This is a genomic window from Agrobacterium sp. SORGH_AS_0440 (genome assembly GCF_031453135.1).
GTDB classification, from domain to species: domain Bacteria; phylum Pseudomonadota; class Alphaproteobacteria; order Rhizobiales; family Rhizobiaceae; genus Agrobacterium; species Agrobacterium pusense.
The window spans coordinates 233,731-249,336 of the sequence record NZ_JAVIYR010000003.1; the positions used below are offsets into that span (position 1 = coordinate 233,731).

General features: G+C 57.0%; 16 protein-coding genes. 13 read left to right on the forward strand and 3 right to left on the reverse strand.

What is annotated here, in order from left to right; translation table 11 throughout:
• The first annotated feature begins 1 nt into the window (after window position 1).
• Genes QE453_RS23960 through QE453_RS23975 form a run of 4 tightly spaced genes read left to right on the forward strand, consistent with a single transcriptional unit; the run spans window position 2 to window position 4,288 of the window.
• A complete protein-coding gene (locus QE453_RS23960) occupies window positions 2–1,015 on the forward strand; it encodes an alcohol dehydrogenase catalytic domain-containing protein (protein ID WP_309778426.1) in 1,014 nt (337 codons plus the stop codon).
• A 58-nt stretch (window positions 1,016–1,073) separates the two neighbouring features.
• Entirely contained in the window at window positions 1,074–1,805 is a 732-nt protein-coding gene (gene hutC, locus QE453_RS23965) for a histidine utilization repressor (protein ID WP_107327326.1), read from the forward strand.
• 22 nt (window positions 1,806–1,827) lie between these two features.
• The gene (locus QE453_RS23970; protein WP_309778427.1) at window positions 1,828–3,120 is read left to right on the forward strand and encodes a hypothetical protein; all 1,293 of its coding nucleotides are present in this window, start codon (window positions 1,828–1,830) and stop codon (window positions 3,118–3,120) included.
• A 1-nt stretch (window position 3,121) separates the two neighbouring features.
• On the forward strand, window positions 3,122–4,288 hold the full coding sequence (locus QE453_RS23975) for an alpha-hydroxy acid oxidase (RefSeq protein ID WP_309778429.1): 1,167 nt from the start codon (window positions 3,122–3,124) through the stop codon (window positions 4,286–4,288).
• 356 nt (window positions 4,289–4,644) lie between these two features.
• On the opposite strand, the gene QE453_RS23980 is transcribed toward QE453_RS23975, so the two are convergent.
• The gene (locus QE453_RS23980; protein WP_149148634.1) at window positions 4,645–5,868 is read right to left on the reverse strand and encodes an ATP-binding protein; all 1,224 of its coding nucleotides are present in this window, start codon (window positions 5,866–5,868) and stop codon (window positions 4,645–4,647) included.
• 611 nt (window positions 5,869–6,479) lie between these two features.
• Between QE453_RS23980 and QE453_RS23985 the strand changes: the two genes are divergently transcribed.
• From QE453_RS23985 to QE453_RS24015, 7 genes are all read left to right on the forward strand, one after another.
• Window positions 6,480–6,812, forward strand: a complete 333-nt coding sequence (locus QE453_RS23985) for an SH3-like domain-containing protein (protein WP_142187394.1) — start codon at window positions 6,480–6,482, stop codon at window positions 6,810–6,812.
• Window positions 6,809–7,483, forward strand: a complete 675-nt coding sequence (locus QE453_RS23990; protein ID WP_142187393.1) for a nitrile hydratase subunit alpha — start codon at window positions 6,809–6,811, stop codon at window positions 7,481–7,483. The genes QE453_RS23985 and QE453_RS23990 overlap by 4 nt, the downstream gene beginning before the upstream one ends.
• Window positions 7,480–7,824 carry a nitrile hydratase gene (locus QE453_RS23995; RefSeq protein ID WP_404977906.1) on the forward strand — a complete coding sequence of 115 codons (345 nt, stop codon included), beginning with the start codon at window positions 7,480–7,482 and terminating at the stop codon, window positions 7,822–7,824. The genes QE453_RS23990 and QE453_RS23995 overlap by 4 nt, the downstream gene beginning before the upstream one ends.
• Entirely contained in the window at window positions 7,817–8,584 is a 768-nt protein-coding gene (locus QE453_RS24000) for an aquaporin (protein ID WP_309778431.1), read from the forward strand. The genes QE453_RS23995 and QE453_RS24000 overlap by 8 nt, the downstream gene beginning before the upstream one ends.
• A 79-nt stretch (window positions 8,585–8,663) precedes the next feature.
• Window positions 8,664–8,975, forward strand: coding sequence for a DUF302 domain-containing protein (locus QE453_RS24005; RefSeq protein ID WP_309778433.1), 312 nt, complete (start codon window positions 8,664–8,666; stop codon window positions 8,973–8,975).
• 17 nt (window positions 8,976–8,992) lie between these two features.
• Window positions 8,993–9,172, forward strand: a complete 180-nt coding sequence (locus QE453_RS24010) for a CbtB domain-containing protein (protein WP_020808383.1) — start codon at window positions 8,993–8,995, stop codon at window positions 9,170–9,172.
• 10 nt (window positions 9,173–9,182) lie between these two features.
• Entirely contained in the window at window positions 9,183–9,872 is a 690-nt protein-coding gene (locus QE453_RS24015) for a CbtA family protein (protein ID WP_309778436.1), read from the forward strand.
• A gap of 303 nt (window positions 9,873–10,175) precedes the next feature.
• Here QE453_RS24015 and QE453_RS24020 read toward each other — a convergent pair whose 3' ends face one another.
• Both QE453_RS24020 and QE453_RS24025 read right to left on the reverse strand, forming a co-directional pair.
• Window positions 10,176–10,901: a cysteine hydrolase gene (locus tag QE453_RS24020; protein ID WP_020808377.1), complete on the reverse strand. Its 726-nt coding sequence runs from the start codon at window positions 10,899–10,901 to the stop codon at window positions 10,176–10,178.
• Between the two features lie 144 nt (window positions 10,902–11,045).
• Window positions 11,046–11,564, reverse strand: a complete 519-nt coding sequence (locus tag QE453_RS24025; protein WP_142187390.1) for a Dps family protein — start codon at window positions 11,562–11,564, stop codon at window positions 11,046–11,048.
• Between the two features lie 251 nt (window positions 11,565–11,815).
• Between QE453_RS24025 and QE453_RS24030 the strand changes: the two genes are divergently transcribed.
• Both QE453_RS24030 and QE453_RS24035 read left to right on the forward strand, forming a co-directional pair.
• Window positions 11,816–13,345, forward strand: a complete 1,530-nt coding sequence (locus tag QE453_RS24030; protein WP_142187389.1) for an aldehyde dehydrogenase (NADP(+)) — start codon at window positions 11,816–11,818, stop codon at window positions 13,343–13,345.
• A 399-nt stretch (window positions 13,346–13,744) separates the two neighbouring features.
• Complete coding sequence (locus tag QE453_RS24035) at window positions 13,745–14,422, forward strand: NTP transferase domain-containing protein (RefSeq protein ID WP_020808375.1); 678 nt, start codon at window positions 13,745–13,747, stop codon at window positions 14,420–14,422.
• Window positions 14,423–15,606 lie beyond the last annotated feature (1,184 nt).

Below are 15,606 nucleotides of genomic sequence, written 5' to 3' on the forward strand. Positions count from 1 at the left end.
CATGAAGGCGGTGCGGCTTTACGATGCGAACGACCTGCGTGTGGAGGAGATGGCCTCCCCATCTTCGCCGCCGGCAGGCTTCGTCAATCTGCAAGTCAGGGCAGCGGGGATTTGTGGTTCCGATCTGCACAATTACCGCACCGGACAATGGATTTCCCGTCGTCCGTCCACCGCCGGTCACGAATTCTGCGGGCGCATCACGGCGATCGGCGACGGTGTGACTGATTTTGCCATCGGCGATGTCGTTTCATCAGACTCGCGCATGTGGTGCGGCCTCTGCCCGGCCTGTTCGAGTGGCCGCACCAATGTGTGTGAAAACCTGGGTTTTGTCGGCGAAGTATGCGACGGCGGTTTTGCCGATGAGGTTCAGGTACCGGCCAAGCTGCTGGTCGGCCATGATCCGCAACTCTCGCCACATATCGCTGCCATGGCAGAACCGCTCGCCGTGGCGCTACACGCGGTGCGCCGCCTTGCTGTTCCCAGGGGGGAGCCTGTGCTCGTCATCGGCTGCGGCACGATCGGCGGGCTGAGCGCTCTCATCCTCTCCCGCCTGCACGACGGCGCGGTTCTGCTCGCCGACCAGAATGCGGAGCGAGCCCGACGCGTCAGTGACGTGACTGGCGGCAAGATCGTGACACTCGACAAGGCTGTGTTAGACGCCGCGCTTTCGGGTGGCCGCCTTCGTTATGCGCTTGACGCCACCGGCAGCATTCAGGCGATAGGCCGGGCCGTAGACCTGCTTTCCGGTGGCGGTGGCCTTGCGCTTGTCGGCATCAGCCACGGCAAGCTTGATTTCGATCCCAATATTCTTGTCGAGCGCGAAATTTCGCTGATCGGTTGCCACGCCTTTTGCAACGAACTGCCGGAGGCAACGGCGCTGCTGACAGAGCTCGCGCCGGCTCTTCACCGCTTTATCGAGGTGCTGCCCTCACTCGACGATGTCCCCACCGCCTATGACCGGTTGCTGCGGGGTGAAAGCAGCGCTTTGAAGACGATAATAGACGTGTCGAAATAGGTCTGACACGTCACTTCAACAATGCCGGCGCAGCAACGCGGAGGCGGAGACAGTGACCATGACTGCACTTTCAGATTCCGCCTCGCCACTCTACGAGAAGGTGAAGGACTTCGTTCTCGGCAACATCGGCAGCGGCAAATGGGCGCGCAACAGCCGGTTGCCTTCGGAGCACGAGCTGGTTTCGACGCTCGGCGTTTCGCGCATGACCGTCAACCGCGCGCTTCGGGAGCTCACCTCGGAAGGGCATCTGCGCCGCATCCAGGGCGTGGGCACATTTGTCGCGCCGCCAAAACCGCAATCGACGCTGATCGAGATCAGCAACATCATGACCGAAATCAGGGCCCGTGGCGGTCGCCACCGCGCCGAGGTTGTCGTGCTGGAACGCATCGTCCGGCCGGAACCCGAACTCCTGCTTGCCTTCGAGTTCGATACCAGCCGACCGGTGGACCATTCGGTCGTCATTCATTTTGAAAACGATCTGCCGGTGCAGCTCGAGGAACGCTACGTCAACCCCAGCCTCGTTTCAGGCTATGTCGAGCAGGACTTCACCACGGCGGCAACCTACGACTATCTCCAGAATGCAACGCCGCTCACCGAAGTCGAGCACCTGATCAGCGCTCTGCCAGCCAGCGAGGCCCATGCACGCCTGTTGCAGATCCGCGTTGGCGACAGCTGCCTCGTCCTGCACCGCAAAACCTGGACGGGCCCGATCGTCGCGACCGTCAATACGCTTACCTATGTCGGCAGCCGCTACTCACTTGGAAGCCGCTATCTGCACGGCAGCAAATAAGACAACATCCGGAACAATTGCCATGACCCAGCCCGCCAGCCGCACCGCGGAAATCCGAAAAATCGCCAAGGCCGCCGATGGCAGAGCAGAAAAAATGCTTGCCGACTTGCTGCGTGACCTTTTCAGCATCGAAGCAAGGAATGTGGCGATCAATCAGGATCAGTACAGTCTCAATTCCCTCAATGGCTTCTTCGAAACTGACGAGGGTCAGTTCTTCTTCAAGTTCCATCAGGAGGAGGGCGAAGAGGCCATGAGCGGCGAATATTACCGCGCCGATATTCTCGCCCGCGCAGGTCTGCCGGTCGACCAGCCGTTGCTTATGTCCGTGCTGCCGGGTGAACAGATCCTTGTTTATCGCCGCCGCAGCGACCCGCGTTTTTCCGACGTGTTGCGCGCGCTGGACCTCAAGGACGATCCGGCAGCCCGCGCAAAGGCGGTGGAGGCCGAGCGCAGGCTGAATGAGGCGGTTCTGAAAGTGTATCTGGAAACGCTGCACGTTGTCACGCCCACAGAAGTGTCAGCCGAGCCGGTTCATCGATTGTTCTATGAACGCCTCATCGATCCCTTCACTGGCATCTATCCCGGTGGGAGACTGGCAAATTTCTATGTTGGCAAGACGTTCGAACTGCCGGGCATGACCCTGGATTGGCAAACCCTCTCCGGGCTTCGCTTCTGCGTTAACGGCATCGCGTATCGCGACGGTCTCGCAGCGCTTTTCGACGAGGCGCATGAACGGCTGAACCCACCCATGCTCGCCGATGCAGGCGGCGTTACCGCCCATGGCGACGCCCATAATGCCAATGTCTGGTATGAGGACGACGGCAGCGACGCCTGCCTCTCCTTCTTCGACCCCGCTTTCGCCGGTGAGAATATCCCGACGCTCCTCGCGGAAGTGAAGACGACGTTTCACAACATCCTCGCCCATCCGCTCTGGCTATATGACCCGGCTCTTGCTGGAGAGCGCTATTCGGCAAGCGTCACGCTCGATGACGATATGCTTCTGATCACCACCAATTATGAGCCGAGTAAGGTCCGGCGCGAACTTCTTGCCGTAAAGGGCGAGGTCATGTGGAGGCCGCTTCTTGCCGAGCTGAAGGCGCGCGGCATGCTTCCCGCTGACTGGCGCCGGGTGGTCCGCCTCGGCCTCTTCCTGTGTCCAACACTGGTGATGAATCTTCGTGCGGGTGCGACGAGCCATAACCCGGCATCATCCCTGATTGGCCTGTCGAGTGCAGTCATGGCTGGAAGCGAACCGGTTGAGGGCGAGGATGCCTTGTCTCGCTTCTTTGATGCGATTGATCCGGAGCGAGGCTGAGATGAAGCCGGTAAATGTCTCTGATTATCGCGAACTCGCACGCCGTCGATTGCCGAAGATCTTCTTCGACTACATTGACGGCGGATCGTTCGACGAAGTTACGATGCAAGCCAACCGCGCAGACTTCGGCGATTTTGAGCTCAAGCAGCATGTACTGGTGGAACCAAAGCAGCAGGACCTTTCAGCCTCCTATCTAGGCATGCGCCACCCTCTACCCTTCATGCTGGGCCCGGTCGGATTTCTTGGTCTTTATACGGGCAATGGCGAGATAAAAGCGGTTCGCGCCGCCCATGCCGCCAATATACCCTTCTGCCTCTCGACCTTCTCCATTGCGTCGCTCACCGACCTCCGGGCCCAGACCAAAGGACCGTTGCACTTCCAGCTCTATGTGCTCGAGGACCGCACGCTCTGCGAGGAGCTCCTCGTCGCTGCGGAACAGGCAGGCGTTGATACGCTGTTCGTCACTGTCGACACAGCGATTACCGGCATCCGTGAACGCGACGTGCGCAACGGCTTCCGTTCGCTGACGCGAATGACCCCGGGCCTCTTCGCCCGTCTGTCCCTTCGCCCGCGCTGGTTGGCGGAAATGGCACTCGGTGGGATGCCTTCGGTACGCGCGATTGAACATCGTCCGGAGTTCGGCCGTGGCGCACTGGAGCAGGCGACAAATCTGTCACGCGGCATCGATAAGACGCTCTCCTGGAAAGACCTCGCTTGGCTGCGCGAACGCTGGACGGGCAAGCTGGTCGTCAAGGGCGTACTTTCGGCCGACGATGCCGTGAAGGCGCACGGCATCGGCTGCGACGGCGTCGTGATTTCAAACCACGGCGGGCGTCAGCTGGACGGTGCCTCCAGCACGATCCGCTCCCTGACCGGCATTCGCGCATCCGTCGGTCCAGACTTCTGCCTGATGCTGGATGGCGGCATTCGCCGCGGCACAGACATCATCAAGGCGATCGGTCTCGGAGCCGATGGCGTAATGCTTGGCCGCGCCTATGCCTACGGGCTGTCCGCTGCGGGAGAGCACGGCGTCGCGGGCGTGATCGCCATTCTCGAAAAGGAAGTCTCCGTCAGCCTGGCGCTCATGGGGATTGCTTCTATGGATGAATTGAAGGCACGCGGCCATGACGTTGTTATTGCGCGAGGCAACTCTATGGCCCTCAGTTAGCAGAATTCATCTGGCGCAGACTGGGTGATACTAAATATGGCTGTCATGGCTCGTATCACCCGATATCGCAACGCTCGCCGCACCAACCGGCTGCTTGCCAAGAAATACTCATCTCAGGCCAGCATTCGGCTGTGATCTTTCGGTCGCCGTCGGAGATAGGCAACATTCTCCGAGCCTCGGTGAAACGACCCGTCACCCAGCAGTTTCCAGGCCCAAAGGCGCTACGGGGACGGAACGTGCTACCCCGCTGTTTCAAAGTCGTTTTGCTCTTGAAGGGAATCGAACCTAAGTCCCATTTTTCCGCCGCACTTCCAGGACAGCTCGCGCGTCTGGAGCATAGAGAGAATTCCCAGGCGCTAATGCCACAACGCCGAAATTGGAACCGCCGATAATCGTTCTCCAAATGGGATTACCTTGTGGTGGTCGTAAAGGACCATGCCTGATACGAAGCGCTCTCCGCATTCTTCGGCCAAAATTCGTAAACCAGAGAAATCGGAATTTGTGACGGATGCTGCGGCTTTTATCTCGATGCCGACAATCCGCCCTCGCCTGTCTTCAACGACAATGTCGACTTCATTCTGCTGCTTGTCGCGGAAATGCGAAAACTCAAATCGTGTATGTGCGGCACTGGCGAGTTTGAGTATCTCCCCAAAAACGAAAGTCTCAAGCAACGCCCCGAACTGCCCTCTGTCGTCCCGCATTCTCTCGAGAGACAGGTCACGAAGAGATGCGAGCAGACCAGAATCGAGGAAATGTATTTTAGGTGTTTTGGTCAAGCGCTTTAGTTTGTTGGAAAACCAAGGTTGAACGGTTCGGGCGAGGAACAGGCTCTCGAATATACCGACGTATTTCTGGGTTGTGACGTGGTTCATCCCGATGGGGGCGCCAATTCCGGAGTAGTTCACGAGTTGTCCCGAATGCTCAGCTAGAATCCGCAGCAAGCGCGGCATTTGCGCAATCTGCTCGATTTGGGCAACATCACGAACGTCGCGTTGAACGATCGCCTGGATATAGTCCGCATACCAGTCGTGTTTGCGGCTCAACGTTTTGCGGCTCAATGCCTCGGGATATCCACCGGCGAGGACCGCAGCCATCAAGTCGTCACCGATGACGGGTTCTCCGGACTTTGGTTCATTTTGAAAGGCGTCGCTCAGGAAGCTGCTGCCCGCGGTTCTGATCTCGCTCTGCGCAAGCGGCAGCAATCGAACGACCTCCATGCGTCCTGCGAGCGAGTCCGCCACGCGTGGCAGCGTCATAATATTAGCTGAACCGGTCAGGAGGAAACGTCCCGGGCGCTGGTCGATATCCACACTTTCTTTGATTGCGAGCAACAGCTCGGGGGCGCGTTGAATTTCATCGATGACGGCGCGATCTATACGCCTTACGAAGCCAACGGGATCCTGTCGCGCTGCATCCAAGGTTGTCGCATTGTCTAGAGTGTAATACTCCATGGCCTCTTTGGCTATCTTCTTTGCCAGTGTCGTTTTTCCTGATTGTCGGGGACCGACGATCATAATCACCCTTGTGTCTAACATGGCATCGGCAACACGTTGCTCGACGAGTCTTGGATAGAGCATCACGGCCTTATTCCTCTCAATGGCCGTTTGAAAATACATTAATGACTAATTGAAAGTAAAGGTTTGACCATTTGAAATTCATGTGGCGGCTGATTGAAAAATCGAGGTCCGAACTCGGTGGCACGAGGTAGGCGAGAGGCACGCAGGCACCGCCTCTCGCTAATCAATTACCCGAACTGATTTAGCTGAAACGCGCCAAGAGGATGGTCAAGAATGATGAGGAAGACAATTTGTGTTTACGCTGAACACGATGCTGAGCTTTACAATGGAAGAATCCAACGCCTTGAAAGGATTCGAACCAACGACCCTTGTTGGCTGAACTGGCACTAACTCACAATAAATCTGCCGTTCAAGTGGCGCGGATGATTTATTTGAAAAAAATGCGGCCAACCGGACGGTGGATCACTCCATTGGCAAACGGGCGCCGGATTGTTCAGCGCGTTAACACCGCATGCGGGCTTGTACATACGACATATCCTCGGTGTGATCCCAAGCCCCTTTCCCGCGCTACTACAAACGCAAACGTGTCAGCGCCCGAACCGCGACTGCTGAATTTTACAATATTGTTCCCAGCAACGACTTCAGTTTAGGGCTCCAAATGAAGGAGCGTTGAAATGACTGCACAGTCGATAGCGCAAACCGTCACACCCGCCCTTGGAGAAGTTCCTGACTTCCAAGTTGGCGATCGTGTGAAAACGGCAGTGCGCTTTCCAGTCGGCCACTACCGACTTCCCACTTACCTCCGCGGAAAGGCTGGCATCGTTGAACGAGTCATCCCGACGATGGGTGTCGACAACGAGGAGGAAGGTTATGGCCGGAATGCCGGGTCGAAAGGACACTATTACCGCATTGCGATTCCGATGACCGAAATCTGGGCCGAGTACAAGGGCCGAGCAACAGATGGCCTGAGGATCGAAGTCTTTGAAACCTGGCTCGAAAGGATTTGACCTTGCACGACGACAATCACGATCACGATGAGCACGATAATCATCACGACCACGCGCATCCACATGAAGAGATCTCCGTCACAGAGCCTCCCAGCTATTACGACATGATGGAAACAGCGGTTCGCGAGCTTCTCGTCGAACGAAAATTGTTCGGCGCAGACGAAATCCGGCGACAGATCGAAGTCCTGGATTCCCGCACGCCGGCACTCGGTGCGAAGGTCGTTGCGCGAGCTTGGGTCGATGACGAATTCCGCAAACGTCTGCTCGATGACGGGCGAAAGGGTTGCGAGGAACTGGGCATCACGTTTTACGATGACACGCAGTTGATCGTGCTGGAAAACACGCCTGAACTCCACAACCTCATCGTCTGCACGCTTTGCTCGTGCTATCCGCGACCCGTATTGGGCTTGCCGCCGGACTGGTACAAGCTCAAGCCGTATCGGGCCCGAGCCGTTTACGAACCCCGTGCTGTTCTCGAGGAGTTCGGGACGCACATTCCCGATGATGTCGAAATCGTCGTCAGCGATTCCACGGCCATGGTTCGTTACCTAGTGCTGCCGATGCGGCCGGCGGGTACGGAAGGTCTGTCTGAAGAGGAACTTGCTACACTGGTGACGCGCGACGCGATGATCGGCGTCGTCCCTGTCGAATATCAAAAGAGGGTTGCATGATGTCCAGTGAAGGTCTCGTAAAGAAACTCCCCAATGATATCGGCGGGGACGTCGGCGGAAAAATTGAACGTGTCGAACACGAACTTCTGCCGTGGGAAAAGCGCTGCCACGCGCTTGCGGACGTCCTTGATTTTCACAAGATCATCAATACCGAGGAGAAGCGCCGCGGCGTCGAAGCGCTCGGCTCGGAGATGATCGGGAAGCTGTCCTATTATGAGCGCTGGATCATCGCCTTCGCGAACATCCTGTTCCAGAAAGGTATTCTGACCCCGAGCGATATCGCCACCAAAATGGCTGAAGTCGAGGCTCGCTCGAAGTTACAAGGCCAAGCTAATGGCTGACCCCACAGTGACGCGCGAAGCGGCTTGCTTCTTCGAGGCAGATGGGACGATATCGGTACTCAGGCGTTCGTTTGTCGAGGCAGTCGGGACTTGCTTGCTGGCGGTTGCGATGGTGGGCTCCAGTCTCACCGTCGAGCACAAGCTCGCGGGGGAACCGATCGCCACATCGCTCGTTATCGCGATCTCGATCGCCGGTTCGCTAGTGGGATTGATCATCGCTCTCGGAAAAGTTTCCGGGGGCCACTATAACCCCTTGATCACTGTCGGGCAGTGGCTCCGAGGTGAACGTCCGACTACATGCACGATCACGTATGTAATCGCCCAGATGTTGGGCGCGGCCCTTGGCGCGATCATTGCCACAACGATGTTCGGAGCATCCTCCAGTCCGATCATGGGCCACACGCCCTCACTTGGCCTAGTCATCAGCGAGATTGTAGCTTCAACGGGCCTGCTTACGATCGTCATCGGTTGCGGACGCAGTGGCAAGCCAGATACGGGTCCGTTCGCCGTTGGCGCCTGGCTTGTTGCAGCCATTTTAGCCACTCCTTCAACGTCTTTTGCCAATCCCGCGGTCACTCTTGCTGCAGCGTTCGCCGCTGGCCCGGTCGCGCTGAGCGTGGCGTCCGCGGCTACGTTTGCCGTGGCTCAGGTTGTCGGTTTGCTTGTGGCGCTTGGTATCACCAAAGTCGCGTTCGAGAATACGCGGGACATACCTCGCCAACGTCGTCCAATTTCGAGTCAGCCCAATGATCAGACCTGAGGGTATGACTTTCCTGGAGACCCGGCTACCGCCGAGCATTGTGATCGAGCGGTTTCGTTCCGCGGTGGAAAGGGCCGGAATGAAAGTATTTGCTCTCATCGACTTCGCAGCGGATGCAAGGGATGCCGGGTTGGTTATGGAGGACGCAGTGCTACTCATCTTCGGCAATCCGAAAGTCGGCACTCTTCTGCTCATCGACGCGCCGCATTCAGGTATCGATCTGCCGCTCAAGGCACTTGCGTGGACCCATCAAGGTAAACAGTGGCTGTCGTACAACGAGCCTGCCTACATCGCGCGACGACATGGCCTCTCGATCGACGGGCCAGTTCAGAAGATGTCCGAGGCACTCAAATCCGCTGCAATTGCGGCCACCAGCAACGAAGCATCCTAAAATACAGAGGAACCGTTATGACGACAATTACTGAACAAAAAATCGCCCACGTACGAGCGCCAGCAAAAGCGCTCGCATTACTCATGCTCGGCTTTCTGGGCGTACTGCTAGTTGGCGGTGTGGGCTTCGCCGGAATCCCGGCAGTCCACAATGCCGCCCATGATGTCCGTCACACCCTAAGTTTTCCGTGCCATTGAGGTTGATGCAATGGCCTATCTTCAAAAACTCTTCTTCGCGGCAATAATCGCGGGATCGATCGGCGGCATTCTCGCGTCGGCGCTCAATATCTCGATTACTGTGCCGATGATCCTCCAAGCAGAGATATCCGAGCATGCGGCTGAACACGTTCATGCTGGCGAACAGGGGGGGCACGAGCACCCTGAGATGTCCGCATTCGCGAGAAACACGTTGACCGTCGTCGGCATGATGCTGGCGCATGTCGGCTTCGCGCTTATGATGACTGTGCTCGCCGAACTAAAAGGAAGCTTGGCCTCTTGGAAATCCGGTCTTGCCTGGGGAGCTGCCGGATACCTTATCTTCAGCCTCGTTCCCGCACTCGGCCTTCCGCCGGAGCTTCCCGGGATGCCTGCCCCGGACCTCGTTCAACGTCAGGTTTGGTGGATTACTTGCACGGCCTGCACTGCCGGCGCGATCGTGTCCGCCGTCAACTATCGTAGTCCTCTGGCCCTCATTGCTGCGGCGGTTCTTGTGGCAATGCCATTCCTAATTGGCGCTCCAGTTGCCCCCGAAATGGAGACATTGGTGCCCGCGACTCTGCACCATGAGTTCGTGATCGGGACCCTTGCGGCGAACCTCGTGACTTGGCTCGTAATGGGGCTGTCCCTCGGGATGATAAGGTCTCCTGCACGTCCGCGGTTGGCGACGCTCAGCAGCTAGCCAATCTTCACAGGTGACAAAGCCCCTAGCGTATATACCGAGGGGCTTTCCGTGATACGCCGCCTTGTTGAACCCCGACATACGGCGATGACCTTGGCGATCGCCGCCAAGTAATGGCTCAGCGGCGATCCCGCGGCAAGCCCATACACCCGCCACCATCAGCATTCTCCGGACTCGAACGGCCCGCTCCGAGCAGGCAGCCGGTGCTGCGCTCGCAGCGCAATCTAGTCTATAGACTAGAAGCGTTCGCCCTCGCTGCCTGATGTCAGACAGGCATTCCCGCCCCGAAGGGCGGAGAAGCCCTTAAGCTTTGCGTGCAGCTAATTCAAGGTGATTTGAAGCCTCGTCGGTCGTCCATAGCGCGTTCGCAAACCACCGGAAGTTTACGAGGGCCGCCATGTAGGCGTCTCCCTCTGGCAGTTTGCTGCCAGCAGTGGCATCGCGTACCACGGCAACTTCGAACCCGTGTTCCACGAAGTCGCGAAGGTGTGACTCGACGCAGAAATTGGCTGCCATTCCCGCAAGGATAACCTTGTCGATGCGCTTCTTTCGCAGTTGGAAGATCACGTCATTCGTTTGTGGCCCGGCAATCTTGTGGGGCGAGCAGACGATGGTCTTTCCGTCCTCGATGTATTGCTTGTATTCAGGCATCCAATCGGCGCCTGATCCGTCGAAACCTTCAAGTGAGAGCGGATCGCGACGGTCGAACATACGCAGCTTGTGCATGAGGGTCTCACCTGTCGCGGCGAAGTCCCAGCGATGATCGACCGGGTAGTAATAATGCGGTGAGATGACGACACTGATGCCGGCTCGCTTCGAGTTTTCGAAGAGGCGGCCGATATTCTCAACGGTATTGTGCTCGGTGATGCTCTCACCAAATGCACCCCAAGCTGCCCCCTTGGGGCTGAGAAAATCGATCTGAGGATCAGTGATCACAAGAGCCGTGGTCGACAGATCGATATCGAACTCAACCCTGGGAAGCGCGGGGTTTTCCGGATCCTTATACGCGGTGGGAATTACGCTGGTCATTGGAATCTCCTAATGTTGCCACCGAGACTCTGCCCGCCGGCGTTTTGATGTGCTTAGTGGGACAGCCGGCTTGAAAGTCAAACCCGCGCTAACCAGGCTTGCGATGTTGGCGAGGCTGTAGCCGTACGGAAAGTTGGCGTCGACTCAGCGGTTGGTGTCACGCAGGATCTCAAAGAGAAACCAGACTCGTTGCTCGCCTTCATCAATCCAGTTCTCCAGAAGGCTTGCCGTTGCTATGTCAGCGTGCTCATCGCAGACGCCATGGAGGGTGCGCAAGTTTGCGATAAGGCCGGCATTGTCTTCACGGAGTTCGGCCAGCATTTCATGAGGATGAACAAAATCGGCGTTGTTGTCGGAAATACGCTGGCGCGTTGCTATATCACCGATAGACCTGAGGGTGGGTCCACCGAGCTTGCGAACCCTTTCTGCAAGCGGGTCAGTCATCGCCAGCAACTGCTCGCCGTGCTCGTCAAGCATGAGATGGTGGTCGCGGAAACTCGCGCCGCTCATATGCCAGTGAAAGTTTTTGGTCTTGAGATAGAGCGCAAACACATCGGCGAGCAGCGTCGTAGCAGCGGCAGAGATGTCCTTAACGGCATCCTCGGACAAGCCTGTCGGCGTCCTGAGGCTTGCCATACGGCGTAAGTGTAACTGTTGGTCCATGTGAGGTTCCTTGCGTTTGCCACGGTCCTGAACCACAATATGCGTTCCGTCGGGCCGATCTGAGTACGCACGGACTATGCGAGCGTTGAGCGCGGAGATCTTGCAAATATCATCTCCAAAAACCGATCGTCTTGCGTACGAGCCGAGCGGATCCGCCAATCACGTTCATATCAACTCTGATAGTTTAGACAATTAACTGAAGCGACGGTGGCGCAGACGATGTCGGCGTAATCGAAATCGGAGAATGACAAATGGCTATCAAGGGCGAACTTCTAATCGGCGGCGAGTGCTTCTCGGGCAAAGGAACGGCGTTCTTTGCCATCGAGCAGACGATTGGCAACCGGCTGGGCGGGGCCTTTCATGGAGCGACACCAGATCAGGTGGAGAAGGCGTTGGCGTTATCTTGGGAAGCATTTGGGACCTATCGCGAAACAACGCTCGAGGAACGCGCTCTATTTCTTGAACGCATCGCCGAGAACATCCTCGATCTCGAAGACGAACTGGTGGAAAGGGCTAGCGCGGAGACAGGGCTTCCTAAAGCCCGGATTGAAGGCGAACGTACGCGCACCATCGGGCAATTGAAGCTTTTTGCAAAGGAGGTGCGGGACGGTCGTTTTCAGGAACTTCGGATCGATCCTGCTGACCCCGAGCGGAAGCCCAACGCAAAGCCTGACCTCAAGCTTCGCAACATCCCGCTGGGTCCGGTAGCCGTGTTTGGGTCCTCGAATTTCCCGCTGGCTTTTTCCGTCGCAGGTGGTGACACGGCTTCTGCCCTTGCTGCGGGATGCCCGGTGATCGTCAAGGCTCATTCGGCCCACCCGGGCACTTCCGAACTGGTCGGAAGGGCCGTTCAGAAAGCCGTCGCCGATTCCATGTTAGCCCCGGGCGTATTCAGCTTGCTGTTCGACGCCGGGTTCGAGGTAGGCCAGGCGTTGGTCGCAGACAGTCGCGTCCGTGCAGTCGGATTCACGGGTTCCCGCCGCGGAGGTCTGGCTTTGCTCGATATTGCATCGCGCCGAAAGCAGCCGATCCCTGTTTACGCGGAGATGAGCAGCATAAACCCGGTGATTATTTTCCCGGCTGCTCTTGCCAACCGAGGAAACGAGATTGCGAAGGGGTTCATCAGCTCACTAACGCTTGGCGCTGGCCAATTCTGCACAAATCCAGGCCTGGTTCTTCTAGTCGAGGGAATGGGTCTCGATGAGTTTCTGAGCAAGGCAGCGACCCGCATCGCGGAAACGGCAGCCCAAACGATGCTGACCGCCGGGATCTGTGATGCTTTCCGACGTGGAACTGCAACGCTGGAGTCCAAGTCGAGCGTTCAGGTAGTAGGTCGAGGAAAACCTGGAACCATGCTCGAGGGCCAAGCGGTGCTTTTTGCGACCACAGGATTGGCATTTATTGAAGATGCCCAGCTCCAGGAGGAAATCTTCGGTGCGGCCAGCCTTGTGGTCCGTTGCGCGAATCATGACGAACTTCAACGCGTTCTCACCGCGCTGGAAGGTCAATTGACGGTTGCCCTTCACATTGACCAAGATGACTTTGAGATCGCAAAATCGCTCATTCCAGCCCTTGAACTGCTAGCGGGACGCCTGCTCGTGAACGGTTTCGGAACGGGCGTGGAGGTCTCGCCGGCCATGGTCCATGGGGGCCCTTATCCGGCGACGTCCGACGGCAGGTCCACCTCGGTCGGCACGATGGCGATCTATCGGTTCCTGCGGCCCGTTTCCTACCAGGATTTCCCTGAGTCGCTGACGCCCTCCGCGTTCAACAAACGATAAGATACCAACAACGGCAAAAACTTGTGCGCAAGGTCCTTTGCCCCAAAAAGGAATGACCTCGCCTCGTCACCGATGGCCGATCGAGGCGGCCCGTGTGCCGTGGCGCTGAAGTCCATGATTGAGGCACATATTGTAGGCGTTGAGCGGCTGCCGGGTGGCGACGCGAAAGGCAGGTCCTGGCGAGGGAAAAGGCCGCTACGGGACGGGATTCGACCTCTGGCTACCGCCCCGCAGTCAATCGTGAATATGGTACTTCGGGAACTTCAGCTACGTTAGAACTCTCCTTCTGCAGAAACATGTACTGTTGATCACCATTTTTAGTCGACACGCGACTGGAACGTTCAATCAGGTCGCCAGCCTCGGCGTTATGCGCGGACGAAAATCCTCGCTTAGAAGGAGTTGACGGATATTCTCGAGCAGCACCCAAAAGTCACTATCATCTTGCTGGCAGCAGGAAAGGCCAGTCGCTATGGAAGCGACGAGGATAATAAACTCCTCGCAGAGTTCGAGGGCGTTCCACTCGTGAGACGGACTGCCTTGCGCGCAAGCAAAAGCAATGCCAATTCCGTTATCGTAGTCGTTGGCTTTCAGGCCGCAGACATCATTTCGGTTCTTGCCGGCCTTCCAATCAACATTGCCACTAACCGCGATTTCCCACTTGGGATTTCCAGTTCGTTGATGGCTGGATTGACGATGCCGGAAGCTCGCTCCGCGGACGGCGTGTTGGTCATGCTGGCCGACATGCCTACGATTTCAACATTGAATCTGAATTCGGTTATTGACGCATTTGCCGCTGACGACGGACGATCGATTGTCGTCGCGGCACACGGAGGCGTTCGCGGGAACCCGGTGATCATTCCAAAGTCGTTGTTTGGCGACCTGATGTTCCTCGAGGGCGACGTGGGGGCGCGAAATATCATTCGACATTCAGGCATTCCGATTGTCGAAGTTGAAATCGGAGCGGCCGCCCTGCACGATGTTGACACGACTGAGGCGGTCATCGCGGCAGGCGGGACCGTCTTACCGTTTCAATCGAGACCGAATATGCCCTTGTTCTCCGAGACCTTCAGACTTTAGAGGAACGCGGCCCGCTCACCTCGTTGAACCAGAACAAAGAATAAAGCGCTTCAGGAATTCGTAAAGAATCTCTGGAAACTGATGTGATATAACGTTGAGGGTCACGGAGCGCTCCAAGGTGTTCCCCTTCGCAATCTGACCACTCGGAATATACCCGGATTTCCGACCCTCGTGGGTTGGACCGTTGATTAAGTTCAGAGGCAAGCACCGGAACCAGCGGTTTTTTAGAGCGCCTCGGCATTATGAAGCCAATAACGGCGAAGGTAGGCCTTCTCGGCCCTACCCTATCGCTGGGAATTCAACCCGGATCGCAATGCCATTGTCATTGAACTCCCGTTCGATGCGCCCGCCGAGCCGATCCTCACTGCGCGCCCAGCCATATCGAGCGCAGATGCGACCTTCAACTCGAACTCGGTCGGCGTGCGACGCGGATGCGAATATGCCGCTATTGCGAAACCCGTTTCCGATGGAGCCAGACGCATTGTCAGCTTGTAACGCATTTCTGTACCCGATATTCGGAGCGCCTCCCCTGAAATCGACCTTCCTCCTATGCCCCCGTGCAGGGTCACGTATCCGTGTTCAGAGATATCGATTTTATTGCCAACCCAATGCAGTACAGACGCGTCTTCCGCAACGCAATGATAGTCATCCGCTTCTTCGTATTATGACGACACCCTCTGCAGACATCAATTTATTTGCCGCGGAGTGCATCTTGGTCAAAACCTCTTCCGGCGTCGTGGCTGTCGACAGATAGCCGATAGCCTCAATGAGACTACAAACCTGTTGCTGGACCGGCATGCCGAATTCACGTGGGGCAGTCATCTCGACCTCGATTATCGAATGTCAGACAATTGACTGGCTCGAGCGTTCGAAAATTGGATGATCGGGCCTCCGCAAAATGACGACATATGGTCACCGCCGGTTGTGGCTATGTCCGTAGCGTCCCAAGCCAAGCGCGGATTGGAGTGGAAATCAGGTTTGCGAAATTGAGGGATCTCAATTTACGCCATATGGGATAAGCAACAGCCGTGAGGTGAAGTGCGCAGCCCGGTCCAGATTCAGTTGCTCAACATATGCGGCCAAGCACTTGCCTTGCACCTCAAAACGTGACCGGTCATATTTGAATCCTTCGACAAACCCGATGCGTCCGACTTCCACACTGACAACACCACGAGTCAAAGTGC